General features: G+C 63.2%; 21 protein-coding genes and 1 pseudogene. 14 read left to right on the top strand and 8 right to left on the bottom strand.

All coding sequences use genetic code 11. From position 1 onward, the window contains the following. Window positions 1–215 precede the first annotated feature (215 nt). Window positions 216–674, top strand: coding sequence for a response regulator (locus PQR42_RS26605; protein WP_408207665.1), 459 nt, complete (start codon window positions 216–218; stop codon window positions 672–674). Window positions 675–930: 256 nt separating this feature from the next. Here PQR42_RS26605 and PQR42_RS26600 read toward each other — a convergent pair whose 3' ends face one another. Next, window positions 931–1,335 (bottom strand): PRC-barrel domain-containing protein, encoded by a 405-nt coding sequence (locus PQR42_RS26600; protein ID WP_408207474.1) that lies wholly within the window; start codon window positions 1,333–1,335, stop codon window positions 931–933. A gap of 268 nt (window positions 1,336–1,603) precedes the next feature. Here PQR42_RS26600 and glgX point away from each other — a divergent pair, with 268 nt between their 5' ends. From glgX to PQR42_RS26585, 3 genes are all read left to right on the top strand, one after another. Continuing rightward, a complete protein-coding gene (gene glgX, locus PQR42_RS26595) occupies window positions 1,604–3,820 on the top strand; it encodes a glycogen debranching protein GlgX (protein ID WP_408388146.1) in 2,217 nt (738 codons plus the stop codon). Window positions 3,821–3,968: 148 nt separating this feature from the next. Next, entirely contained in the window at window positions 3,969–4,148 is a 180-nt protein-coding gene (locus PQR42_RS26590; RefSeq protein ID WP_408493973.1) for a DUF2934 domain-containing protein, read from the top strand. 176 nt (window positions 4,149–4,324) lie between these two features. After that, the gene (locus tag PQR42_RS26585) at window positions 4,325–6,358 is read left to right on the top strand and encodes an AI-2E family transporter (RefSeq protein ID WP_408388144.1); all 2,034 of its coding nucleotides are present in this window, start codon (window positions 4,325–4,327) and stop codon (window positions 6,356–6,358) included. A 148-nt stretch (window positions 6,359–6,506) separates the two neighbouring features. Here the strand turns inward: PQR42_RS26585 and PQR42_RS26580 are convergent, their stop codons facing one another. Beyond that, window positions 6,507–6,689, bottom strand: a complete 183-nt coding sequence (locus PQR42_RS26580; RefSeq protein ID WP_408207466.1) for a hypothetical protein — start codon at window positions 6,687–6,689, stop codon at window positions 6,507–6,509. A gap of 28 nt (window positions 6,690–6,717) precedes the next feature. Continuing rightward, window positions 6,718–8,277, bottom strand: a complete 1,560-nt coding sequence (locus PQR42_RS26575) for an FAD-dependent oxidoreductase (RefSeq protein WP_408388142.1) — start codon at window positions 8,275–8,277, stop codon at window positions 6,718–6,720. 278 nt (window positions 8,278–8,555) lie between these two features. On the opposite strand from PQR42_RS26575, the gene PQR42_RS26570 reads away from it, so the two are divergent. The 3 genes from PQR42_RS26570 (at window position 8,556) to PQR42_RS26560 (ending at window position 12,322) form a co-directional block, all read left to right on the top strand. Further along, window positions 8,556–10,724 (top strand): hybrid sensor histidine kinase/response regulator family protein, encoded by a 2,169-nt coding sequence (locus PQR42_RS26570; protein ID WP_408388140.1) that lies wholly within the window; start codon window positions 8,556–8,558, stop codon window positions 10,722–10,724. 143 nt (window positions 10,725–10,867) lie between these two features. Next, the gene (locus PQR42_RS26565) at window positions 10,868–11,164 is read left to right on the top strand and encodes a hypothetical protein (RefSeq protein ID WP_408207460.1); all 297 of its coding nucleotides are present in this window, start codon (window positions 10,868–10,870) and stop codon (window positions 11,162–11,164) included. A gap of 135 nt (window positions 11,165–11,299) precedes the next feature. Further along, a complete protein-coding gene (locus tag PQR42_RS26560) occupies window positions 11,300–12,322 on the top strand; it encodes an alpha/beta hydrolase (protein WP_408388138.1) in 1,023 nt (340 codons plus the stop codon). A 15-nt stretch (window positions 12,323–12,337) separates the two neighbouring features. Here PQR42_RS26560 and PQR42_RS26555 read toward each other — a convergent pair whose 3' ends face one another. Beyond that, the gene (locus PQR42_RS26555; protein WP_408180162.1) at window positions 12,338–12,757 is read right to left on the bottom strand and encodes a secondary thiamine-phosphate synthase enzyme YjbQ; all 420 of its coding nucleotides are present in this window, start codon (window positions 12,755–12,757) and stop codon (window positions 12,338–12,340) included. Window positions 12,758–12,814: 57 nt separating this feature from the next. Beyond that, on the bottom strand, window positions 12,815–13,135 hold the full coding sequence (locus tag PQR42_RS26550; RefSeq protein ID WP_408388136.1) for a thioredoxin family protein: 321 nt from the start codon (window positions 13,133–13,135) through the stop codon (window positions 12,815–12,817). Window positions 13,136–13,385: 250 nt separating this feature from the next. Between PQR42_RS26550 and PQR42_RS26545 the strand changes: the two genes are divergently transcribed. From PQR42_RS26545 to PQR42_RS26525, 5 genes and pseudogenes are all read left to right on the top strand, one after another. Further along, the gene (locus PQR42_RS26545) at window positions 13,386–13,682 is read left to right on the top strand and encodes a DUF2628 domain-containing protein (RefSeq protein ID WP_408207454.1); all 297 of its coding nucleotides are present in this window, start codon (window positions 13,386–13,388) and stop codon (window positions 13,680–13,682) included. Window positions 13,683–13,831: 149 nt separating this feature from the next. Next, complete coding sequence (locus PQR42_RS26540) at window positions 13,832–14,347, top strand: hypothetical protein (protein ID WP_408207452.1); 516 nt, start codon at window positions 13,832–13,834, stop codon at window positions 14,345–14,347. Between the two features lie 173 nt (window positions 14,348–14,520). After that, on the top strand, window positions 14,521–15,849 hold the full coding sequence (locus PQR42_RS26535; RefSeq protein WP_408493969.1) for a sugar efflux transporter: 1,329 nt from the start codon (window positions 14,521–14,523) through the stop codon (window positions 15,847–15,849). A 360-nt stretch (window positions 15,850–16,209) separates the two neighbouring features. Beyond that, window positions 16,210–17,259 (top strand): annotated as a pseudogene (gnd, locus tag PQR42_RS26530) (phosphogluconate dehydrogenase (NAD(+)-dependent, decarboxylating)); the annotation flags it as partial. 17 nt (window positions 17,260–17,276) lie between these two features. Next, entirely contained in the window at window positions 17,277–17,969 is a 693-nt protein-coding gene (locus PQR42_RS26525) for an HAD family hydrolase (RefSeq protein ID WP_408388132.1), read from the top strand. A gap of 84 nt (window positions 17,970–18,053) precedes the next feature. Here the strand turns inward: PQR42_RS26525 and PQR42_RS26520 are convergent, their stop codons facing one another. Together PQR42_RS26520 and PQR42_RS26515 are read right to left on the bottom strand one after the other, a co-directional pair. Further along, window positions 18,054–18,590 carry an ankyrin repeat domain-containing protein gene (locus PQR42_RS26520; protein ID WP_408207444.1) on the bottom strand — a complete coding sequence of 179 codons (537 nt, stop codon included), beginning with the start codon at window positions 18,588–18,590 and terminating at the stop codon, window positions 18,054–18,056. Window positions 18,591–18,714: 124 nt separating this feature from the next. Further along, window positions 18,715–18,840 carry a hypothetical protein gene (locus PQR42_RS26515; protein ID WP_408207442.1) on the bottom strand — a complete coding sequence of 42 codons (126 nt, stop codon included), beginning with the start codon at window positions 18,838–18,840 and terminating at the stop codon, window positions 18,715–18,717. Window positions 18,841–19,241: 401 nt separating this feature from the next. Here PQR42_RS26515 and PQR42_RS26510 point away from each other — a divergent pair, with 401 nt between their 5' ends. Together PQR42_RS26510 and PQR42_RS26505 are read left to right on the top strand one after the other, a co-directional pair. Then, window positions 19,242–21,635, top strand: coding sequence for a phosphoketolase family protein (locus PQR42_RS26510; RefSeq protein ID WP_408388130.1), 2,394 nt, complete (start codon window positions 19,242–19,244; stop codon window positions 21,633–21,635). A gap of 13 nt (window positions 21,636–21,648) precedes the next feature. Continuing rightward, entirely contained in the window at window positions 21,649–22,809 is a 1,161-nt protein-coding gene (locus PQR42_RS26505) for an acetate/propionate family kinase (protein ID WP_408388292.1), read from the top strand. Between the two features lie 2 nt (window positions 22,810–22,811). Here PQR42_RS26505 and PQR42_RS26500 read toward each other — a convergent pair whose 3' ends face one another. Continuing rightward, window positions 22,812–23,072 (bottom strand): BON domain-containing protein, encoded by a 261-nt coding sequence (locus PQR42_RS26500; protein WP_408207438.1) that lies wholly within the window; start codon window positions 23,070–23,072, stop codon window positions 22,812–22,814. Window positions 23,073–23,174 lie beyond the last annotated feature (102 nt).

Genomic DNA, 23,174 nt, shown 5'->3' with positions numbered 1-23,174 from the left:
CTGCCTCCACGCACTTAAATCAACCAGCGGCGTTTTATTGCGTGAGCTATGGTGGTGAGGTAAGGCGTACGCTGCGGCGCTGCGAGCTCGACGCGACGCAAACAGAAAACATCGTCTGGCGAACGATGAACTTTGTCCGCGCGTCGGGAGCGAATCTTGCGCGCATGTTCCGAAGTGCCCGCGAGTGGCGCATGGAAAAAGCCAAGGAGAAGATGGTGACGTTCGACGACCGAATGGACGATAACGAAGACGTCGTAGTGTGGCGGCCTATCCAGTACGCGATGGCGTCGCACAGGCGCGTCCTCGTGGTGGACGATTACCGGGAAGCGGCAGAGGCATTGCAGATGTTGCTGACTGCCGACGGCTTCGAGTGCCGCGCGCTCGAGGATCCATTTGCCGTCTGCGCGATGGCCCACGAATGGCAGCCGTTCGCGGTGGTGCTGGACATCAAGATGCCGGGCCTGGATGGCCTGGAACTGGCGCGGCGCCTGCGCGCTCATCCTTCGACTTCGCATATGTTGCTGGTGGCGTGCACCGCATTTGCCTCGCGCGACGACCGGGCACGTGCCAAGGCCGCCGGTTTCGATGCGCATTGCGCGAAGCCGCTGACGCCCGAGCGTCTGTTGCGGGTGCTCGAATCGGCGGCGGCGCTGCATGTGGCCGGTCCCCCGTAAAGGCCGCGTGCGCTTTGAAAGAAATTCTCCATGCGGCGACTATGGAATTCGCGGCAGATTGAAGCAGATGCAGAGTGACGAAGGCGTGACTTCAATCATCGTTTTTGCTGTACCGGGATTTAAGCGGCACGCAAATTATTTAGGTTTATTGAATATATCGCCGCGCCGGATGGTTGGCCTGTTACCTTTAACAGCGCAACTAACCGGTCTGCAAGGCCAGATCCTTGCAGCCGGTCAATTGAATCAGGAACGCCGCTTAATCCGGCGCGTACTTGAACTCAGGTAGCGCCTCGAGCGACTTTTTGGTGGCCTCGGGTAGCACCACACGGCGGTTATTGATCTGCAGATCGTTGAACGGCACGGCGATCAGGTGTTTGCCCATGCCCAAAAATCCGCCCACCGACAGGATCGCGTACGTGCTGCGATCTCCGCTTGGCGAGACGATCAGATCGTCCAGCGTGCCGATGGTGTCCTTGTTCTTGTTATAGACATCGGCGCCACTCAACTTCGACGCGCGGTAGCCGCTTGCGAGTTGCACCACGTCAGTACGTTTTTCCGTAATCGCCTGAGGCGCGCCCTGAGCGTACGCATTGCCGTACGACGCCAACGTGGCGAGGAGCAGGGCGGTGGCGGCCAGTGGCTTGATCTGTATTCGTTGCATGATGATTTTTCTCCCTGATGACATGTCCGGCGCTTCTTATGCCGCGCCGCTTCATTGAGTCAGTTGTCACCTTGCCTGCTGCAAGAGTTGTGCCGCGCAGCGCAAATACCCACGCCGATCCTCCCAGGTCCGGAACTTGCTATTTCAGCGGGCTTGCTGTTCGAAGTTCCGCTGGTGCAATCCATGCGGACGGAAATCCTGCATCGACTGATTCACTGCCTACACTAAAACACGCGCTTTAGCGCCTCTTGCTTCCACAGGAACCACTATGTCATTCCAGGCCAATTACTCGACGCGCATCTCGGAAGGCACGCCTTTTCCGCTTGGCGCGACATGGAACGGAAGCGGTGTCAATTTCGCGCTGTTCTCGGCGCACGCCACCAGGGTCGAACTGTGTCTGTTCGATGAAACCGGCGAAAACGAAATCGAACGCATCGAACTGCCGGAATACACCGACGAGGTGTGGCACGTGTTCGTGCCGAACCTCAAACCGGGCGCGGTCTACGGTTATCGCGTGCACGGCCCTTATGAACCGGAGAACGGGCATCGCTTCAATCCGAACAAGCTGCTGCTCGATCCGTATGCGAAGGCACATATCGGCGAGCTCAAATGGGCGCCGGAAATATTCGGCTATACGCTGGATTCCGAAGAGGGCGATCTGTCTTTCGACGAGCGCGACAGCGCGCCCTTCGTGCCCAAGTGCAAGGTGGTCGACGCCAATTTTTCGTGGAGTCATCCCGAACGCAACGCGCTGCCGTGGGAACGCGTGATTTTTTATGAAACCCATGTGCGCGGATTTACCAAACGGCATCCGGAAGTACCGGAAAATCTGCGCGGCACCTTCGCCGGACTCGGGCAACAGGTGGTGCTCGACTACATCAGAAACCTCGGCGTGACGTCGGTCGAACTGATGCCTGTCCAGACCTTTGTTAACGACAGCTATCTGCTCGATAAGGGCCTCACCAACTACTGGGGCTACAACACCATCGGCTTCTTTGCAGCCGATCCGCGCTTCTTCGCGTCGTCGATCGATTCGGTGGGCGAGTTCAAGGAGATGGTGGATCGCTTTCACAACAACAATCTGGAAGTCATTCTCGACGTGGTCTACAACCACACCGCCGAAGGCAACGAGCGTGGTCCGACGATCTCGTTCAAAGGCATCGACAACGCATCGTACTATCGGCTGATGCCCGACGAGCCGCGCTATTACATCAACGATACCGGCACAGGCAACACACTGAACCTGTCGCATCCGCGCGTGCTGCAAATGGTGACCGACAGCCTGCGTTACTGGGTGACGGAAATGAAGGTGGACGGTTTCCGTTTCGACCTCGCCACGATTCTCGGCCGTGAACTGCATGGCTTCGACGAAGGCGGTGGTTTCCTCGACAGTTGCCGGCAGGACCCCGTGCTCTCGAGCGTGCGGTTGATTGCCGAGCCGTGGGACTGCGGCCCCGGCGGCTATCAGGTGGGCGGCTTTCCACCCGGCTGGGCCGAGTGGAACGATCGCTTTCGCGACACGGTGCGCGAATACTGGAAGGGCGACGAAGGCAAGGTGGCCGATCTCGCCACGCGCCTCACCGGCTCGGGCGACAAGTTCAATCGTCGCGGCCGCCGCCCGTGGGCCAGCGTGAACTTCATCGCCGCGCACGACGGCTTTACATTGAACGATCTGGTCTCGTACAACGACAAGCACAACGACGCCAACGGCGAGGACAACAAGGACGGCCACTCGGACAACAAGTCCTGGAACATGGGCGTGGAAGGTCCGACCGACGATGCGGAAATCCGTCAGCAGCGCGAGCGCCAGAAACGCAATCTGCTGGCCACGCTGCTGCTCTCGCAAGGCACGCCGATGATTCTCGCGGGCGACGAATTCGGCCGCACGCAGAAGGGCAACAACAACGCCTATTGCCAGGACAACGAAATCAGTTGGGTCGATTGGGAGGCCATCGACGACGACGGCCGCGCGCTTACCGAAGTCGTCAAGAATCTGACCACGCTGCGTCACCGTCTGCCGGTATTGCGGCGTGGCCGCTTTATCATCGGTGAGTACAACGAGGCGCTGGACGTGACTGACGCACGCTGGCTCTCGCCGGACGGCACGGATCTCTCGCAGGAGCAGTGGGACGATCCGTCGATGCGCTGCTTCGGCCTCGTGATCGACGGTCGCGCGCAGGCGAGCGGCATTCGCCGGCCGGCCTCGGACGCGACCTTGCTGCTGGTGCTGAATGCGCATCACGATGTCGTCAACTTCACGCTGCCCGATATTCCCGAGGGCGATCAGTGGACCTGCCTGCTCGACACCAACATGCCGGTGCGCTCCGAGCTGCCGCTATTCAGCGCCGGCGACGCGTATCAGGTGACGGGTCGTTCGCTGCTGCTGTTCGCGCTCGACGCACCGAACCGCGCGACGCAGCGTGTATTCGACCGCCTCGAGGAGCAGCTCACCACTGACGAAAGGGAACCCTCCGCCGAGACCTGACGCACCAAGGCGTAAAACGCCGTCGAGCAGGCGGCGCCGGGTATAGCACTTGCTCGATTGCAAGGGACTGCGCGCCATGCCGCTCTTTTTGCGGCGGCCGCGCAGCGCAGCCGATATCGGCCCACGCCAGGTTTAATCGAGGTGATCAATGGAACAGGAAGAAACCTCTGTAGAGGAACAGATCCGCATGCGCGCTTATTACCTGTGGGAGCAGGCTGACGATCCGAAAGGCACGCCTGACGAGTATTGGGACCAGGCACGCGCCGAGATAGAGAAGGAAGCACCGCCGATAGAAAGTGGGCCTGTCGCTGGCGAGCCCTTAAAGTAAGTGCGCTATGCAATGGAACTTCGACGCTAGCCCGATTGACCGGCATATTGACCAAAAGATTAATGCATGACCGAGGTAGAGCAGCGAGTTGCGACGTCGACACCATCGGCGTGCGCACCTCATCTCACCCGCCACGCCTGACAAGAACGGGAACGGAACCGGACAGATTTGCGCAAATGAAGGACATACCCGAACCGCGCGGCGTGAGGCCGGCCGCCCGCATTCAAGCACCTGCCACGGCTTTCGGCCTGGACAGCCTGATCTCGCTTGCGGTGGGCGTCACGGTGGTCGCTTGCCTTTACTTCGCGAGCGCCGTGCTGATTCCGATGACGCTCGCCATCCTGCTCAGCTTCCTCGTCGCGCCGCTCGCCGATGCGCTGACGCGTTTGCGGCTCGGCCATGTGGCGTCCGTGTTCGCCGCGGTGCTGATCTCGGTGTCGGTGATCGTCATGCTCGGCGCGGTGATCGCCACGCAACTCACTGATCTTGCTGCCGGCATGCCGCGCTATCAGGCGACCGTCGAGCAGAAGATGGAAACGGCGCACAACCTGACCATCGGCAAACTCAACCGGTTTGCCAGCGCGGCGGGCCAGGCGCTGCAACGCGCGACGGTCGAGCCGCCGCAACCCGCACCGCAGGCCGGCCCGGCGTCTCGTGGCAGTGCGCATCCGGCGGCCAGTGAACCCGCCGCCGTGCCCGTCGAAGTGCGCGAGCCGGTGCCGACGCCGTTCGAACTCGCGAGACGCGTGTTGTCGCCGGCTATCAGTCCGCTCGAAACGGCGTTTATCGTTTTCGTCGTGATGGTGGTGATCCTGCTGCAACGCGACGATCTGCGCGACCGCGCAATCCGTCTGTTCGGCTCGCGCGACCTGCATCGCACGACCACAGTGATGGATGAAGCCGCGCGCCGTCTGAGCCGTTACTTCGTGTCGCAACTCGGCCTGAATGCGGGCGTCGGCGTGGTGATCGGCACGGGGCTTTTTCTGATCGGTGTGCCGAGTCCGATTCTGTGGGGCATTCTTGCGGCGCTGCTGCGGCTCGTGCCTTACGTCGGCATCTGGATCTCGGCGACGCTGGCCACCGCGCTCGCCGCCGCCGTGAGTCCGGGCTGGGCGATGGCGATCTGGTCGCTGGCACTGTTCGCCACCGTGGAACTGCTGGTGGGGCAGATCGTCGAGCCGCTGCTATATGGACGCAGCACGGGGCTCTCGCCGTTTTCGGTGGTGGTGGCCGCGATTTTCTGGAGCTGGATCTGGGGGCCGATAGGACTGATTCTGTCGACGCCGCTGACGCTTTGCCTGCTCGTGCTCGGCCGGCATGTGCGGCGTCTGGAATTTCTCGACGTGCTGCTGGGCGACCAGCCGGCGCTGACGCCCATCGAAAACTTCTATCAACGTGCGTTGGCAGGAGACCCGGATGAAGCGATCGAGCAGGCCGAAGTCCTGCTGCGTGAGCGCTCATTGTCGGCGTATTACGACGAGGTCGCGATCAAGGGCTTGCAACTCGCGGCCAACGACGTCGTGCGCGGCAGTGTCACGGCGGCGCAGCTTGCACGTATCGAGGCGACGACGAATGACCTCGTGGATGGCCTCGACGGTTATGAGGACCGCGAGCCGGCGACGTCCGCGGCGGAAGAAATTTGGAGTGCGGTGGGACCGTTGGCGCCTTCCGCTTCCGACGCTTCTAACGATGCACGAACTGAAGCAGCGAATCCGCAGCCCGTTTCTCCAGGCAATGCGAAAGAAGAACGTGCAACGAACCAGTCGCCACTCGCAGCCAGCAACCGTGTGTTGTGCATTCCCGGACGCGGCCCGCTCGACGCATTAGCGATAACGATCCTGTTGCAGTTGCTTGGCAAGCACGGCTTCACGTCGCGTGCGTTGCCGCATGAGGCCGCATCGCGCGCGTCGATCGATCAACTCGACGCGGACGATGTCGGCATCGTCTGTATCCTTTACTTGCAGATCGACGGCATTCCGTCGCATTTGCGCTATCTGGTCAGGCGCATTCGCGCGCGACTGCCGAAGGTGTCGATCGTCGTCGGATTGTGGGTGGCGGAGGATACGGAGAAGTGGAGCGCGGATTTGCAGAGCGCCATGGGTGCGGAGTGTTATGCCACCTCATTGCAGGAAATCCTCGCTGCTTGCCGGCGTGTCGAAACGGCCAGAGCCCAGACCGAGGAAGACCTGCCGCTTGTGGTCACCAGCTAGCGCGCTACGAATCCTTGAACGTCATCCACTCGATGCGGCGTGCCTTGCGTGTGGCATTGACGCGAGGGTGGTGAGGGTTGCCATTGCAGAAGTGGAGAAAACCGCCCGTCGGCAGTGCGTCGGGCGGTTCACATTCGATCAGCGAGGCCTAGTGCCCAGCCGGCTTTTTTGCGGCCGACTTGTCTTTCGAAGCAGCATCCTTGTCGGGGACGATCTTCGTGGTGCCGCCGGTGGACGGCGGATCGCTCGCGGGGAAGCTATCCTCGACCTCTTTGTCGATCTGCTTTTCGCTCTTGTTCGAGTTCGGGTGCTTTTCCTTGTGTTGTGTCATCGCGTTTCTCCTTCAGGTTACCGGGTGTTCATTTCGTGACGCACGATGCGCCGCCGACAATTGCCATTGCATCCGCGCGCGACACGCCGCCTCTCATCGCATCGATCAGGCGCGCGGTCTGCGCTTCGCGTTCGCAGGCGAGCACGGCGACCACCTTGTCGTTCTTCACGTACAGCGAGACGAATTGCTGGTTATCGAGTTCGCCGTCGGTCACGATCTCGTCCCACTCGCTCGCGTGGCCGAGATATTCGAAGTTCTTGCCGAAGTGATAGGTCCAGAAATAGGGCACGCCGACGTAGCGATGACGCGCGCCACACATGTTTTCCGCGGCGATGCGCGCATGCTGCTGCGCGACGCGCCAATGTTCGATCCGCAACGGTTCCTGATCTTCATGCAACGGAAACACGGCGATATCGCCCGCTGCATAGAGACCAGGCGCAGCTTGCATGCCCGCGTTGACGAGCACGCCGCCGTCTTTTTGCAGCGGCAGTCCTTCGATAAAACCCGTGGCCGGTGCGACGCCCGTGCCTAACAGCACGATGTCGGCGGCGATATGCTCGCCGTTTTCGAGCATCACCTGATGCACGTTGCCTTCATCGCCTTCGAGCGAGGTGACCTTTGCTTCGAAATGGAACACCACGCCGTTGCGCTCGTGAAGCGCGCGGAACATGGCGCCCGCGCGTTCACCAAACTGCCTCGCGAACGGCACTTTCTCCGGCGAAATGACGGTCACTTGCGTGCCGCGTTTGCGCAGCGAGGAAGCCGTTTCGAGTCCGATGAAGCTGCTGCCGAGAATGACGACCTGGCTGGCATCGTCGCCGATGGCGTCGACGAGCGCGGCGGCATCGTCGAGACTGCGCAGCACATGCACGCCGCCGAGTTCCACACCGGGAATCGGGGGAAGCTTCGGCACGCTGCCGGTGGCGAGCAAGGCGGTGTCGTAAGTCAGTTCGCCACCGCTTTCGAAATGAATCGTGCGGGCGGGCACATCGAGCCGCGCAACTTTCCCGACCATCCGCTCGATGTCGTGCCGCTCGAGCCAGTCCGGCGCGAGAAGCGGCGGCACATCGGCGGGCGCCATTTCACCGGACGGGACGAATTTACTCAGCGAAGTGCGGTCGTAGGGCGCGTGCGGCTCATCGCCTACGAGCGTGATACGGCCGCCAAAGTCACACTCGCGCAGCGCCGCGCAAGCGGCGGCGCCCGCAGCGCCCGCGCCGATCACCACGTAATGCGGTTCTTTCGCGCTGGCATTGCGCGCCGGCCGGGGGAGTTTTTCCGGCGTGACCATCACGTCGTCGCCAGACACGACCACGGGATAGCGGTCGAGCGCGACCAGCGCGGGCGGTTCGAGCACGTTGCCGGTGGCGACGTCGAACGTTCCCTTGTGCCACGGGCAGATGATCCGGCCGTGGCATAGCGCGCCTTCTTCGAGTGGCGCGCCGGCGTGCGGGCAATCGGCGGAATAGGCGCGCACGGTATCGCCGTCGCGCACCAGCAGAATTTTTTCGTCGTTCACCACGACACGTTCAGCGCGGTCGGTTCGCAATTGCGAGAGCTGAGCGACGCATCGGGCAGTCGTGGGCATGGCCGGTTCCTCGCGGACGGTGGAATGAGCAAATTAGCAGCGCAGGCGGCGTGCGGCGTGCATGGGCACGCCGCGGTGCAGCACGCCTTTCACGTCGCCGAACTCCAATGGTTCAGCAATCCATGTGCCCGAATGCGCGCGGCGGCTCGAGCGCTATTTCCTCGCCCATCACGCTATGGAGAACGGCCGAAGTGCGGTAAATTCCGGAAAAGGAAATAGCGCACGAACATGCACCGGGCATGCCGTGCCGTGGCGTCCCTGACCTGTGTTGACCATTCATGGAGATCGTGACCGTGCAGCGTGCGGAACGTGCCGCAGTCGATTTCCCCATGCCTTCGCGCAATTTCGCGGCGACGCGGCGCATGCTGCTGATCCTCCTCGCCGTTTCGATCGTGTTTCCCCTGATCTGCCTCGCGGGCTACGGCTACTTCGATTACCAGCGCCGGATCGCCGATTCGAACGACATGATCGACCGTCTCGCGCGTGTGGCCGAGGAACAGGCCGTCAAGGTGCTGGATCTGAACCAGCAGATGTCCTCGCGCATCGTGGAACTGCTCGGCGATGACGGCGACGCACAGATTCGCGCGCGCGAAGCGATGTTGCACGACCGTCTGCGCGGAATCGGCGGCGACTTTTCGCAGGTCGCGTCTATCTATCTGCTTGGCGCGACAGGCGACCTGCTGGTGTCGAGCCGCACATTTCCCGCGCCCGCCATGTCGATCGCGCAGCGCGAAGACTTTACGAGCGCGAGAGCGATGCGCCCACAGCCGTATTTTTCGCTGCCGATGTTCGGCCCACTCTCGCAGACCGATGTGTTCACCACCGCGACGGGCCGCTCGGGTGCCGACGGTCAGTTCCTCGGCGTGGTCTCGGTGGCGCTGCGCAACGAGTACTTCTCGCGCTTCTATCGTGAACTGACCAACGGCGATTCGTCGCTGGCGCTGGGCCTGTATCGTCAGGACGGCAATCTGCTGGTGCGCTATCCGCCGTGGCCGGCCGGCGCGAAGCCCAGCCCGCGGAGCAAATTCACCCAGGCGTTGCGTGACAAACAGCTATTCGGCCACGTCCGTCTGAATTCCACGGTGGACGGTGTGGAGCGCCTGCTGGCGTTTCGCCGCGTCGGCGACTATCCGCTCTATGTGATGAGCGCCTACGCGACGTCGTCGATCGGCGAAGCGTGGCGGCGGCACTTCATCATGATCGCGGCACTCACCGCTGCACCCTGCATTGCCATCTGGCTGCTGGTCTTCTACTCGCTGCGTCAACTGGAAGGCGAGCGCCGCGCGTGGGAACGCTGGCAGGGCGAAGTGGCAATGCGTCTCTCCGCCGAAGCCTCGAGCCGGCAACTGCAGCGCATGGGCGCGCTCGGCAATCTCGTCGCGAACGTCGCGCACGATTTCAACAATCTGCTCATGGTGGTCTCCGCCAACACGGAGCTCGCGCGGCTCAAGCGCTTCAACAACGTCGAGAAGGAAGTGCTGGCGGTGGAGCGTGCCACCGCCACCGCCGAATCGCTTACGCGGCGCCTGCTGAGCGTGGCGCGCAAGCAGCCGCTCAAACAGCAGCCACTCGAGCTCGCCACGTGGCTGCCCGCCGCCGCGCCGCTGATCGACGCCGCGCTCGGCGACAACGTCGAGCTCGCCTTGAACATGGTCGATCACGTCTGGCAGGTGCTGGCCGATCCGACCGACCTCGAATTCGCCATCATGAATCTGGCCGTCAACGCGCGCGATGCGATGCCGCGGGGCGGACGCTTTGTGATTCGTTGCCAGAACAACCGGCTGGTCGGCAGCGATACCTTGCTGCCCGACGGCGAATACGTGCTGATCGCCTGTTCCGACGATGGCGAGGGCATGCCCGAGGCCGTCGCGCGGCGCGCCTTCGAGCCGCTCTTCACCACCAAGCTGCGCGGTTCGGGCACGGGCCTCGGCCTCGCGCAGGTGCTTTCGATGTGCGAACAGGCGGGCGGCACGGCGAAGATCGACAGCGTGCCGGGCAGCGGGACGACGGTCAGGCTGTATTTGCCGCGGTATCGCGAACGCCAGAAGACGTCGCTGGCGCAAGCCGAGACAGTGCAAGCTCCGGTGCCTGCGCCGAGCGGCGTCGTCCTGCTGGTGGAAGACAACGAGGATGTCGCGGCGGGCGTGGCGGCCGTGCTGGAGACCTTCGGCTGCGAGGTGCGCCATGAACCGACCGCCGACCAGGCGCTCGACGTTCTCACGGGCGGCGCACGCTTCGAGCTCGTGCTGTCCGACATCCAGATGCCGGGCAAGCTCAACGGCATCGACCTCGCGGAGAAAGTGCGCAGCGCGTGGCCGTCGCAGAAGATCGCCTTGATGACCGGCTATGCGGACGAACTCGAACGCGCGCGGCGGCTCGGCGTGGCGATACTCGCCAAGCCGTTCAATATCGACGAATTGCACGCGCTGGTGGCGTGTGAACCGTAAGGCTCGCCATTCACGGCGTACGGCCTGGCATGTTCGAAGTGTTTCATGACTCGCGGCACACCCCTTGCTGAGACGAGAACGAGGTATGCGTATCTGGCCGTACCGGCCGGCGCAACCCGCTTCTTTTCGCACAGGAGAAAGTCATGAACCTCAGAAACAAGACTCGCAGCGCAGTCCTCATCTCGGCCTTGCTCGCCGCTTCCTCAATCGCGATGGCGCAAGGCAGCGGGGGCGGCGGTGGCGGTCCGGCGGGCAACGACCCGAACGCGGGCACCAATGCCGGCGCGACCCGTGAAGGCGGCGACATGCAGGCATCGGGCGCGATGGCGCATTCGAAGTCGACTAAGAAGCATCACATGAAGTCGTCGAAGGCGAAGCCGGCAACCGACTCGACCAATATGCCGGGCGCGGACGCGAGCAGCGATACGAAGGGGCAGTAATGCCGCTGTAGCCCGCGTTGCATGCCATCCATAGGTACAGCGCTTGCTGAAATTGACCGCATGCACGGTTGTCGAGCGCCGGTCCTGAAAGCCTCCGATGAGTCCGTGCCCTTCATTTTCTGCAGGAGCATGGACATGACACTCGGCGATACGATCAAAGGCATGGTCGGCATGGATCCAACGGGACATGCCGATCCCGACATGAAAGCGGTGCTCGACGCGCTCAAGAGTCTCAACCCGAAAGCCATCGAAGATTGCACCGTGGAGGAGGCGAGGCAGCAGCCCACGCCCGCCGACGCCGTCAAAAAGCTGATGCAGGACCCCGCGTTCAGCGCGCGGCCTGCGCTGGAACTGGAGGCGGTGCGCACACGAGACATCATGATTCCCGGCGCGGCCGGCAGCAATTCGGCGCGGGTCTACACGCCGCAAGGCGAGGGACCGTTCCCGCTGATTCTGTATTTTCACGGCGGCGGCTGGGTGATCGCCGATCTCGATACCTACGATGCCACGCCGCGTTCCATGGCCGCCCAGAGCCGCGCGATCGTGGTGTCGGCGCATTACCGGCAGGCGCCGGAACACAGGCTGCCGGCGGCTCACGACGACGCGTTCGCCGCATGGGGCTGGCTGATCGGGAATGCGATGAGCGTCGGCGGCGACCCGGACAAGATCGCGATCATGGGCGAGAGCGCCGGCGCAAATCTGGCGATCAACGTATCGATCCGCGCGCGCAATACGGGCATCCGCATGCCGATGCACCAGGCGCTCATCTATCCGGTGGCGAGCAACAACATCGTGTCGATCTCTTATGAAGAGAATCGCAATGCCAGGCCCTTGAACAAGCCGATGATGCTGTGGTTCATGCATAACGTGATCAACAGCGAGAGCGATCTCACCAGTCCGTTGATCGACGTGGTGAGCGCGAATCTGTCACGCTTGCCGCCGGCGGTGGTGGTGACGGCGGGCATCGATCCGCTGCGCTCGGACGGCGAGAAACTCGCGCAGAAACTGCACGGCGCGGGCGTACCCGTCGAGCATCGCAACTATCGGGGCGCGACGCACGAGTTCTTTGGCATGGCAGCGGTGGTGCAGGCGGCGCGCGACGCGCAGGCTTTCGTGTCGCTCGCGCAGCGCCAGGCGTTCGGCGGGGCGCCGCTGTGAGCCGGTGAGCGGTCGTCATTCGCCGATCAGATGCAGCACGATGTCCCGATGCTGCGTGTGACGGCGATGTTCGAACAGATACAACCCTTGCCAGGTGCCGAGCACCATCTGCCCATGTTCGACCGGCACCGACAATTGCACTTGCGTGAGCGCGGTGCGCAAATGGGCCGGCATGTCGTCCGGGCCTTCGGCGTCGTGTTCGTAACGCTCGGCGTCTTCGGGTGCGAGGCTCGCGAAGTAGCGCTCCAGATCGCGCTGCACCGATGGGTCGGCGTTTTCCTGAATCAGCAGCGAAGCGGACGTATGGCGGCAAAACAGCGTCAGCAGGCCGGTATCGATGCCTTGCGCGGCGACGAAGCGGCGCGCTTCGTCGGTGAATTCGACGAGGCCGCGGCTGCGGGCCTTCACGCTCAGGTGGTGGATGGCTTGTCGCATGATAGGTGTCGGGTGGACATGGCGCGGCGCATAACAGGCAGCGTGCGCCGCTCGACCTCAGAGCGACGTCAGAACGTCCGCGATTGCCGCGGCGTTGGCCGGGCGGACCACGCGCGCGACTTCCGTGCCGTCGCGCATCAGGATCAGCGTGGGCCAGAGTTTGACCTTGAACGAGCGGCCGAGCGGCCGGCCCGGGCCGTCTTCGATCTTCAGATGCCTGAGGCCGTTGTGCGGTTCGAGGGCCTGGGCAATCGACGCTTGCGCGCCCTGGCAGTAGCCGCACCAGTCCGTGCCGAATTCGACCAAGGTGGCGCCCGGCAGGGCGTCGAGCTGGGCTCGCGAAGGGGCTTTGGAAGAATAGGCTGTCTGGGTTGCCATGCGTGCTCCGGAGCGGTTTAACCTGTACGCGCAGGGGACTGCGCTGCCGTGGCGTCCCCTGCGGGTGGATTTGCCAAGAGTAGCAGCTATGCGCGGGATCGTCAGTGAGCGTGGCTTTGCCCAATGCGCGGCACGGCACGCGGCGGCGTGAATTTCACGCAAACGCATATTCTTGCCGGCATGGCGTGTTAAACATTCGTCCGATGCTGCCGGCAGGCGGCGAATCAATCGAAGGCAGGAAAGGACAGAAATGGGCGAAAGGATTTATCTGCGGTACCCCGGCAAGGACGAAACCGTCGCGGTGGCTACCGGTTTCAGTTGGGGCGCGTGTCTGCTGGGCTTCGTCTGGGCCTTGTCGAAGAAGATGTGGTTTGCCGCTTTCGTCATGCTGTCGATCAACCTGCTGCTCTTCTGCTCCGGTCTGTGGGGTGAAACCGCCGACCTGATCGGACTCGTGCTGTCGGTGCTGTTCGGTATCGCTTGCGGTATGTATGGCAATCAGTGGCACCGCTGGACGCTGGAAAAACGCGGTTACGTCGTGCAGTAACGTGAGCTGCAAGGGGCGCTCGGGAATCGCAGCGCGGGAGCGGATATTGCTAGCCAGACGCCGCGCGTGCATGCACCGAAGCGAAGCGAAACGAAGAGAACGGAGCGCGCACCGTCGAACATATTCCCAACGCGTCATGGAGGCATCCCATGCCCAATGCAGTTGCACCACGCCGTTCCGCCGTGTTATCCAATCTGCTGCGCCGCAACCTGGCCGGCGCGGCGTTGGCCGTGTCGCTCGGCGTCGCGCCGTTTGCGCATGGCGCCGACGCGGCGAGCACCGCGCCGGGCGCGGGCATGGCCAATGCACCCGGCGCGTCGAGCGCCACGGCACCGACAGCTTCCACGGCTGCAGCGCCCGACGACACCTTCCTGCTCACCATTTTCCTGCGTCACGACGAGTCCAAGCCGCTGCCGAAGATCAACGACCAGTTGCGCGCACAAGGATTCTTCAAGACCTTTCCGCCGCCCGGCATCGAAGTGGTGTCGTGGTACGTGATGATGGGCATCGGCCAGGTGGTCACGCTGCGCGTGCCGGCGAGCCGTCTGCGCGAAGTCAACCGGGCGATCGAAACGACCGCGTGGGGCGGCTATCGCACCGAGTTTTATCCGACCTATGACTACAAGGCGCAAGCGCAGCACATGCGCGAAACGGACGGCAAGTAGCGTGCTGTACGCGGTCAGTTGTCCGGCAACGGTATGGTTTGCAATTTTGGGATGTGGTGGCGCGGGTTTACGCGCCCGCGAGCTAAGCCGATAATGCCCCGGTCGTTCCGGCCACGAAGTTTGCGGCGTGCATTGCGCGTCGCAGGCTCGCTCTCCCTGACCCACCGCCCCTCGTGTTAAAAACCTCACGTTTTTTCGACCTGCTGCGCATTCCTGGCTTCAAGCCGCTCGCCGCCGCGACGCTCATGCTCGGTGTGGCGATGTCGTTCACCGCTCCCTATCTCCCCCTGTTCGGCGTCGAGCGCGCCGGCATGACGCCGTTCAGGCTCGGCATCTTCATGACGCTGATCGCGGCGAGCGGGGTGCTCGCCAGCACTTTCGCGGGCCGCTGGAGCGACGCGAGCGGCCGGCACCGGCCCTTGCTGCTGGCCGCGCTGATCGCGGCGGCGCTCGGCTATCTGTGCTTATGCGTCGTGCGTGACTACCGGCTGCTGCTAGTAGTCGGGATCGTTTTTATCGGCGCGGGCGGCTCGGCCATTTCGATGGTGTTCTCGTTCAGCCGCGCGGCCTTGCCGGTAGCGGACCCGGCGGAGCGCGTCTTTGCCAGCGCGACCTTACGGACCATTCTGTCGGCGGCGTGGGTGTTCGGGCCGTCGGTGGGCGCGCTGGTGCTCGCCGCCAGCGGCTTTTACGGGCTCTTCCTGTTCGCCGCCGCCAGTTTCGGCGCCTGCGCGACGATTGTGTGGCGCATGCGGGAGCCGCAGGGCCATCTGGGCGATCACACGGTGGAAGACACGGCGTCGGAGCCGTCGGCCTCGATCACCGTGCCGCCGCTGACCACGCCCGGCGAAGAGGCGCACGAGGATTTGCCGGGCGTCGCCTCGGCCAACGACATCGGCCGCGCGGTCGCCGCGCTCACCTTGCTCGGCCTTGCCGCGAACGCGACCATGATCGTGCTGCCGCTCTACATCGTGCACGGGCTGAACGGCACGCATCTGGACGTGTCGGTCATGCTCGGCCTCGGCGCCTTGATGGAGATTCCGATGATGCTCGCGCTCGGCGCCAAGTCGTCGGCGCTGCACAAACCCAATTGGCTGGCCGCCTGCGCCGCGGTGCACGCGGTGTATTTCGTCGGCATGTCGCTGGCGGGAAGTGTCCACGTGCTGATTCCGATGCAGATGCTCAACGCATTCGTGGTCGCCGTGACCTCGTGCCTCGGCATGACCTATGTGCAGGATTTGATGCCACAGGCGCCGGGCCGTGCCACCGCGCTGTTCTTCAACGCGGCGCGCGTCGGCTCGATTCTCTCGGGCGTGTTGTCGGGCTTGCTGGTGCAGGCGTTCAGCTATCGCGGCACGTTTCTGTTCTGCGGCCTGCTGGCGCTGTGCGCGCTGGTGCTGTTCGCCGTGCCGGGCTATCGCTATCCGTTGATGTGGAACGCCGTGAAGCGTTTTACACGTTCGCAATATGGCAAGCTCCAGGCACGACAGCGACAGCGCTAGACGCGCCGGCTTCAACGGCAAACAGGAATTGTAAGAAGGCAGTCGGCCGAATCGAAGCCTGCGCGAGCGCCATGCCGCGCAACCCCGACGCAAGCTCACGCGCCAGAAACTTTACGCCGCGCAAAACCTCTGCAAAAAGGCGTATTGTCTTTCGATGCATGCGGCGATGCCCGCTTCGCTGCAAAAGCGAAGCAGGGCTGCTACGGTGTGTCCGGCGCACGCGAAAAAACACCACTACAGTAAGCTTAGCCAGGTGCGATCCCTGACGCCGCCACTGAAGCGCTCAGCGAAAACGCAGCACAGCCGCAGTAGAACGAAGCAAATCATCGAGGCAAATCCAGCAGCGCAACGAGGCACTTTCCGGAGCGAGATATGCAGCTAGGCATGATTGGATTGGGACGCATGGGCGCCGACATGGTGCGGCGCCTGACGAAGGGCGGTCAGCACTGTATCGCCTACGACGTACAACCGGCGGCGGTGGAGAAGCTGAAACAGGACGGCGTGGCGGGCGCGGCGTCGCTGGAAGACCTCGTCGCGCAACTCGAGAAACCGCGCGCCGTGTGGCTGATGGTGCCGGCCGCCGTGGTCGACATGACGCTGGAAAAACTCGTGCCCTTGCTGGAGCCGGGCGACATCGTGATCGACGGCGGCAACTCCTATTACCACGACGACATCCGCCGCAGCGCCGAACTGGCCGAGCGCAAGCTTCACTATGTGGACGTCGGCACGAGCGGCGGCGTGGCGGGTCGCGAGCGCGGCTACTGCCTGATGATCGGCGGCGAGCCGGAGATCGTGAAGCGGCTCGAACCGATTTTCGCGACGCTCGCGCCGGGTGCCGGCTCAGAGCCGGCCACACCGGGCCGTGTCGCCGGCTCGAGCACCGCGGATCAAGGCTTCCTGCATTGCGGGCCGCAGGGCGCGGGGCACTTCGTCAAGATGGTTCACAACGGTATCGAGTACGGCATGATGGCCGCGTATGCCGAGGGCTTGAACATTCTGCATCACGCCGACGCCGGCAAGCACGCGCGCGAGGCCGACGCCGAAACCTCGCCGCTGCGCCGTCCCGAGCTGTACCAGTACGACCTGAATCTCGCCGACGTCACCGAGGTCTGGCGGCGCGGCAGCGTGATCAGTTCCTGGCTGCTCGATCTGATCGCCGGGTCGCTCGTTAGCGACGTCGATCTGAAGAACTACGCAGGACGCGTATCCGATTCGGGCGAGGGGCGCTGGACCGTGGCGGCCGCCATCGACGAAGGCGTGCCCACGCCGGTGCTGAGCGCGGCGCTCTTTGCCCGCTTCAGTTCGCGCGGCGAGGCGGATTTCGCGAACCGGGTGCTCTCGGCCATGCGGAATGATTTCGGTGGCCACGCCGAGAAATCGGCCACGCCGTCCGATAAGCCGAAAAGCTGATTCCAGGGAGCCGCGCGATGCAAGCCACCACCTCCACGCCGCACGACGTCGTATTTTTGTTCGACTGCGACAACACCTTGCTGGACAACGACCATGTGCTCTCGGATCTGCGCGCGCACATGATGCGCGAGTTCGGCGCGGAGAACAGCGCGCAGTACTGGGAAATCTTCGAAAACCTGCGCGCCGAGCTCGGCTATGCCGACTACCTGGGCGCGCTGCAGCGCTATCGCTCGGAGCATCCGCGGGACACGCGGCTGCTGTTGATGTCGTCGTTCCTGATTGACTATCCGTTTGCGAACCGCCTGTATCCGGGCGCGCTGGATGCGCTCCGGCATGTGGGCGAGCGCGGTCCCACGGTGATCCTCTCCGACGGCGACGTGGTGTTCCAGCCGCGTAAGATCGCCCGCTCGGGGCTATGGGACGAGGTCGAAGGGCGGGTGCTGATCTACATCCACAAAGAGCTGATGCTCGATCAGGTGATGGAGTGTTACCCCGCGCGCCACTATGTGATGGTCGACGACAAGCTGCGCATTCTCACGGCGATGAAAAAGGCTTGGGGCGCGAAACTGACAACGGTGTTTCCCCGCCAGGGGCACTATGCATTCGATCCGAAAGAGATCGCCAGCAATCCGCCGGCGGATGTGACGGTGGAGCGGATCGGCGAGTTGGCGGAGATCGACGTGGAGTCGCTGTTGGCCGAGAAACGCTAGAGGGTTCGCGGTGCTCGCGCGTCTCCATGTACGTGTCATGCACTTGGAGACGCGCGAGCGCCGCATGCAAGCATGCGGTTCGCTTTATGAACCGAGTTCCTTGAGGCGCGCTTGCGCATCGCCGGCGCCCATGCGGCCCGCTGCATCCAGTGCGGTCACACCGTTCGCATCGCGAGCCTTCGGGTCCGCGCCATGCGCAATCAGCAATTCCATGATCGCCGTACGATTGAACATCGCCGCAATCATCAACGCGGTGCGTCCGTCCGGCGACGCTCCCTCGACATCCGCACCATGCGCGAGCAAGGTTTCGATCACGGTGTCGAAGCCCTTGAACGCCGCGCCTGCAATCGGCGTCTGTCCGTTGTCGTTACGCAGATCGGGGTCGGCGCCGTGTTCGAGCAGCGTGCGCACGGCGTCCACGTGACCGTGGTAGCTGGCGAGCATGACGAGGCTGTCACCTTTGTCGTTGCGCAGATTCGGTGGCACGCCTTTTTCGATCACCGCCGCGAGCATGGCGGCATCGCCGCTTCGCGCGAGGTCGAAAACCTGCTGCGCCAGTTCGAGCAGTTCCGGGTCGATCGGCTGGCCGGAGGGCGGGGAAGTCTCAGCGTGGTCCGTCAATGGAGTCTCCTTGCAATCAGGCTGGGCGCCCCAGGTCTCGGGAAGGCGGGAGACCACACGTGAAGGCGCCGGAAAGATTGCTCAGGATACACATTTTGCGCCGGCGACGCCCGCGCAGCGGCACTCACGCGTGGCCGAACAGCTTGACCAGCAAGCCGAACACGCCGATCAGAACGGCGACACCCGCAAACAGGAACACGAATGTCAGAACAAGGATCAACGGCGCTTTGAGGCGGCTGGGTATCGGCATGATTGAGTGTTCAGATAGGGGGCGAGCAAGGCGGGATGCGCCAGATGCGGTCCGCCGTCGCGCATGCAGCATGCGAAGCTTAAAGGCATTCACTTAATATGGGCTTAAAGTCTGGCGCATGAGGCGTGAGGCTGAGGGTTGTCACGGTCGCGAAGTCGCAGATGGATCAAGCTTTGGACGATTGCGCCGAACCATGCGGCGCGCTTCCTGTCACACTGACGATCAACGGACAAGGGCGCTAAAGCCCGCCGCCAACACGGGTCGTTGCCCGTACGCTTTTCTTATGTCATCCGCATGACAGGATGGCCGGCATCGCTGATTTCTTTCGCGCCGGCCACCTCACGAATCACCGTTGCCGCATCCGCCAACCTGCCTGACAGTCCTTTTCAAGGAGTGACGCCATGGCTGAAGCAACCTCCCATCCCACGCCGCCGCAAACTTTAGACGCCGACACGTTGCGCAACATGGATCGCTACTGGCGGGCCTGCAACTATCTGTCGGCCGGCATGATCTATCTGCGCGACAATCCGCTGCTGCGCGAACCGTTGAAGCCCGAGCACATCAAGAACCGCCTGCTGGGCCACTGGGGTTCGGACCCGGGGCAGAGTTTCCTGCTCGTGCATCTGAACCGGCTCATCAAAAAGCTCGATCTGAATGTGATCTACGTGGCCGGCCCCGGTCATGGCGCGCCGGCCACGCTGGCTCATTGCTATCTGGAAGGCCATTACTCGGAAATCTACCCCGACCGCAGCCAGGACGAAGCCGGCATGCAGCGCTTTTTCCGGCAGTTCTCGTTTCCCGGCGGCATCGGCTCGCACTGCACACCGGAGACGCCCGGCTCGATTCACGAAGGCGGCGAACTCGGCTATAGCCTCTCGCATGGCTACGGCGCCGCGTTCGACAATCCCGATCTGATCGTCGCCGTGATGATCGGCGATGGCGAAGCGGAAACCGGCCCGCTCGCCACCTCGTGGCACTCGAACAAATTCCTCAATCCGATCCGCGACGGCGCGGTGTTGCCGGTGCTGCATCTAAACGGCTACAAGATCGCCAATCCGACCATTCTCGCGCGCATTCCCCGCGAGGAACTCGAGGCTTTGCTGACCGGCTACGGCCACAAACCCTATTTCGTCGAAGGCGACGATCCCGCCGTCATGCATCAGCAGATGGCGGCGACGCTGGAGCAGTGCATCGTCGAAATCCGCGCGATCCAGCAGCGTGCGCGTGAAAGCAACGACGCGTCGCGGCCGCGCTGGCCGATGATCGTGCTGCGTTCGCCCAAAGGCTGGACCGGCCCGAAGGAAGTCGACGGACACAAGGTGGAAGGTTCGTGGCGCGCGCACCAGGTGCCGGTGCTCGATCCTGCGACCAACGGCAAGAGCCTGAAGTTGGTCGAAAGCTGGCTGCGCAGTTACGAGCCGGAAACGCTGTTCGATGAAGCAGGGCGCCTCGTGAAAGAACTGCGTGAACTCGCGCCCGAGGGCGCGCGCCGCATCAGCGCCAATCCGCATGCGAACGGCGGTCTGCTATGCAAGACGCTCGACATGCCGCCGTTTCGCGATTACGCGGTGGCGGTGAAAAAGCCGGGCGGCTCGTACACGTCGCCGACCGAGGTGCTCGGCAAGTTCCTGCGCGACGTGATGCGCAACAACATGACGAACTTCCGCGTGTTCGGCCCCGACGAGACCGCGAGCAACAAGCTGACCGCGATCTATGAAGCGTCCGAAAAAACCTGGCTCGCGCAAACCGAGCCGAGCGATGCGGACGGCGGCGAACTCGCGGTGGACGGCCGCGTGATGGAAATGCTCAGCGAACACACGCTCGAAGGCTGGTTCGAAGGCTACGTGCTGACCGGCCGCCACGGTCTGTTCGCCACGTACGAAGCGTTCGTCCACGTGATCGATTCGATGTTCAACCAGCACGCCAAGTGGCTGGAGAAAGCCAAGCGCGATCTCGGCTGGCGGCAGCCGGTGCCGTCGATCAACCTGCTGATCACATCGCTCGTGTGGCGTCAGGATCACAACGGCTTCACCCACCAGGACCCCGGTTTTCTCGATGTCGTCACGAATAAAAGCCCGGACGTGGTGCGCATTTATCTGCCGCCGGACGCGAACTGCCTGCTGAGCGTCGCCGACCATTGCCTGCGTTCGCGCGATTACGTCAACGTGATCGTCGCCGACAAGCAGCCGCATCTGCAGTATCTCGACATGGACTCGGCGGTCACGCATTGCACCAAGGGCATCGGCATCTGGGATTGGGCGTCGACGGATCAGGGCGTCGAGCCCGACGTGGTGATGGCCTGCGCGGGCGACATCGCGACCATGGAGGCGCTCGCCGCCGTGCAGATTCTGAAGGAGCAGTTCGCCGACCTGAAGATCCGCTTCGTCAACGTGGTCGACCTGTTCCGCCTGATGCCCGAGCATGCGCATCCGCATGGCCTGTCCAATCGCGATTTCGATTCGTTGTTCACCGCGACCAAGCCGGTGATTTTCAACTTCCATTCGTATGCGTCGCTGGTTCACAAGTTGACCTATAACCGCACGAATCACGACAACCTGCATGTGCACGGCTATCACGAGAAGGGCAACATCAACACGCCGCTCGAACTGGCGATCATCAATCAGGTCGACCGCTTTTCGCTGGCGATCGACGTGATCGATCGCGTGCCGAAGCTGCGCGGTGTCGGCGATCATGCAAAGGAATGGTTGCGCGGCCAGATCATCGAGCATCTGGCTTATGCGCATGCCGAGGGCATCGATAAGGAAGAAATCCGCAACTGGACGTGGAAAGGCTGAGCGAGGCATGACCATGCACACTGAAAACAGCGCTGACGATCGAACGATTCTGGTGTTGAACAGCGGTTCGTCGTCGCTGAAGTTCGGGCTGTTCAGGTATGAGGGCGATGACGAATCCCTGTTGCTGGAAGGCAGTGCGGAAGGCATCGGGCGCGACGACGGCAGTTTGCGGATCAAGGCGCCCGATGGCCGCGTGCTGGTGCGGCAGGAGCGCGTGCTCGAATCGCAGATCGACGCGTTGCAAAAGCTCGCGCAGGTGCTCACGGAACAGCACCATGCGCGGCCTTCGGCGGTGGGGCATCGGGTGGTGCATGGCGGACCGCATTTGCGCACGCATCAGCGCATTACCGCCGATGTGCGCCGTCAATTGCATGATGCCGTGCACTTCGCGCCGCTGCATATTCCGCCGGCGCTTGCCTTGATCGACGAGGCCGAGAAGATTTTCGACGACGCGCCGCATTTCGCCTGTTTCGACACGGCGTTTCACGCGACGCTGCCGCCGCGCGCGGTACACCTTGCGTTGCCGCGCCGCTATGCGGAAGCCGGCGTGATGCGCTACGGCTTTCACGGGCTCTCGTACGAATCGCTGGTGACGCGGCTCGGCGCCGACTTGCCGGCGCGCGCGGTGTTCGCGCATCTCGGCAACGGTTCGAGCGTATGCGCATTGCGCGACGGTAAATCGATCGACACGTCGATGGGTTTGACGCCGACCGGCGGCGTGCCGATGGGCACGCGCAGCGGCGATCTCGACCCGGGAGTGCTGCTGTATCTGATGCGCGTGGAGAAGCTCGATGCCGGCGCATTGGAGACCTTGCTGAATCGCCAGAGCGGCCTCGCCGGTTACGCGGATGGCGAAAGCGATATGCAAGCGCTGGAAAAACGCGCCGCGGCGGCCGATGCCAATGCGTCGCTGGCGCTCGATGCGTTCGCGACCGCCGTGCGCAAGACCATCGGCGGCTATGCGGCGCTGCTGGGCGGAATCGATTTGCTGGTGTTCACCGGCGGCATCGGCGAACACAGCCAGGAGATTCGCAAGCGCGTGTGCGACGGGCTGGCTTTCATGGGGCTAACGGAAAACGATCCGGCAGGCAAGGTGAGGGCGATTCACACCGAGGAGGAAAAGCAGATTGCGCGGCATTGCCGCGCGCTATTGCGTCAGGCAACGAAGGGCTGAACTCATTTGGCCTTGACGACCGTGTGATCCGACACGCCTGTTACCCCGAAGAGGCGTGTCACGTCTTCGAGCGCCGCGGCGCGTTGCTGATCGCGTTGCAGTTCGCCGCGCAGCGTGATGCGGCCGCGCGAGACGTGGACTTTCACAGCGTGTTCGGGGACCGCGGCGTCCCAGGCGAGACGCCGGGTCGCCTCCGCGGCGATCTGCGCGTCGCTCAGGCGTGCGCTGTCCGCTTTATGTTTCGCGGAGCGGGCATGCGGCATGGGTTCTCCACAGAAGTGATGCGAATGGGAGAACACTAGCAGAAACGGGAGATTTTGCATTTGGCGACGGCAGTCATGTCGAGCGGCCGCCGCCAGCCAAAT

Origin of the sequence: Paraburkholderia sediminicola, assembly GCF_046027355.1 — a bacterium.
GTDB lineage: Bacteria > Pseudomonadota > Gammaproteobacteria > Burkholderiales > Burkholderiaceae > Paraburkholderia > Paraburkholderia sediminicola_B.
Note: the sequence above shows the minus strand (reverse complement) of the source record. Positions and strands in the feature narration are given on the sequence as shown.

Coding starts and splice junctions, on each gene's coding strand:
- PQR42_RS26570 (WP_408388140.1), top strand. CDS start 8,556: ATGGAGATCGTGACCGTGCAGCGTGCGGAACGTGCCGCAGTCGATTTC.
- PQR42_RS26555 (WP_408180162.1), bottom strand. CDS start 12,757: ATGCGACAAGCCATCCACCACCTGAGCGTGAAGGCCCGCAGCCGCGGC.
- PQR42_RS26565 (WP_408207460.1), top strand. CDS start 10,868: ATGAACCTCAGAAACAAGACTCGCAGCGCAGTCCTCATCTCGGCCTTG.
- PQR42_RS26540 (WP_408207452.1), top strand. CDS start 13,832: ATGCCCAATGCAGTTGCACCACGCCGTTCCGCCGTGTTATCCAATCTG.
- PQR42_RS26560 (WP_408388138.1), top strand. CDS start 11,300: ATGACACTCGGCGATACGATCAAAGGCATGGTCGGCATGGATCCAACG.
- PQR42_RS26550 (WP_408388136.1), bottom strand. CDS start 13,135: ATGGCAACCCAGACAGCCTATTCTTCCAAAGCCCCTTCGCGAGCCCAG.
- PQR42_RS26600 (WP_408207474.1), bottom strand. CDS start 1,335: ATGCAACGAATACAGATCAAGCCACTGGCCGCCACCGCCCTGCTCCTC.
- PQR42_RS26515 (WP_408207442.1), bottom strand. CDS start 18,840: ATGCCGATACCCAGCCGCCTCAAAGCGCCGTTGATCCTTGTTCTGACA.
- PQR42_RS26585 (WP_408388144.1), top strand. CDS start 4,325: ATGAAGGACATACCCGAACCGCGCGGCGTGAGGCCGGCCGCCCGCATT.
- glgX (WP_408388146.1), top strand. CDS start 1,604: ATGTCATTCCAGGCCAATTACTCGACGCGCATCTCGGAAGGCACGCCT.
- PQR42_RS26575 (WP_408388142.1), bottom strand. CDS start 8,277: ATGCCCACGACTGCCCGATGCGTCGCTCAGCTCTCGCAATTGCGAACC.
- PQR42_RS26580 (WP_408207466.1), bottom strand. CDS start 6,689: ATGACACAACACAAGGAAAAGCACCCGAACTCGAACAAGAGCGAAAAG.
- PQR42_RS26545 (WP_408207454.1), top strand. CDS start 13,386: ATGGGCGAAAGGATTTATCTGCGGTACCCCGGCAAGGACGAAACCGTC.
- PQR42_RS26525 (WP_408388132.1), top strand. CDS start 17,277: ATGCAAGCCACCACCTCCACGCCGCACGACGTCGTATTTTTGTTCGAC.
- PQR42_RS26590 (WP_408493973.1), top strand. CDS start 3,969: ATGGAACAGGAAGAAACCTCTGTAGAGGAACAGATCCGCATGCGCGCT.
- PQR42_RS26505 (WP_408388292.1), top strand. CDS start 21,649: ATGCACACTGAAAACAGCGCTGACGATCGAACGATTCTGGTGTTGAAC.
- PQR42_RS26510 (WP_408388130.1), top strand. CDS start 19,242: ATGGCTGAAGCAACCTCCCATCCCACGCCGCCGCAAACTTTAGACGCC.
- PQR42_RS26500 (WP_408207438.1), bottom strand. CDS start 23,072: ATGCCGCATGCCCGCTCCGCGAAACATAAAGCGGACAGCGCACGCCTG.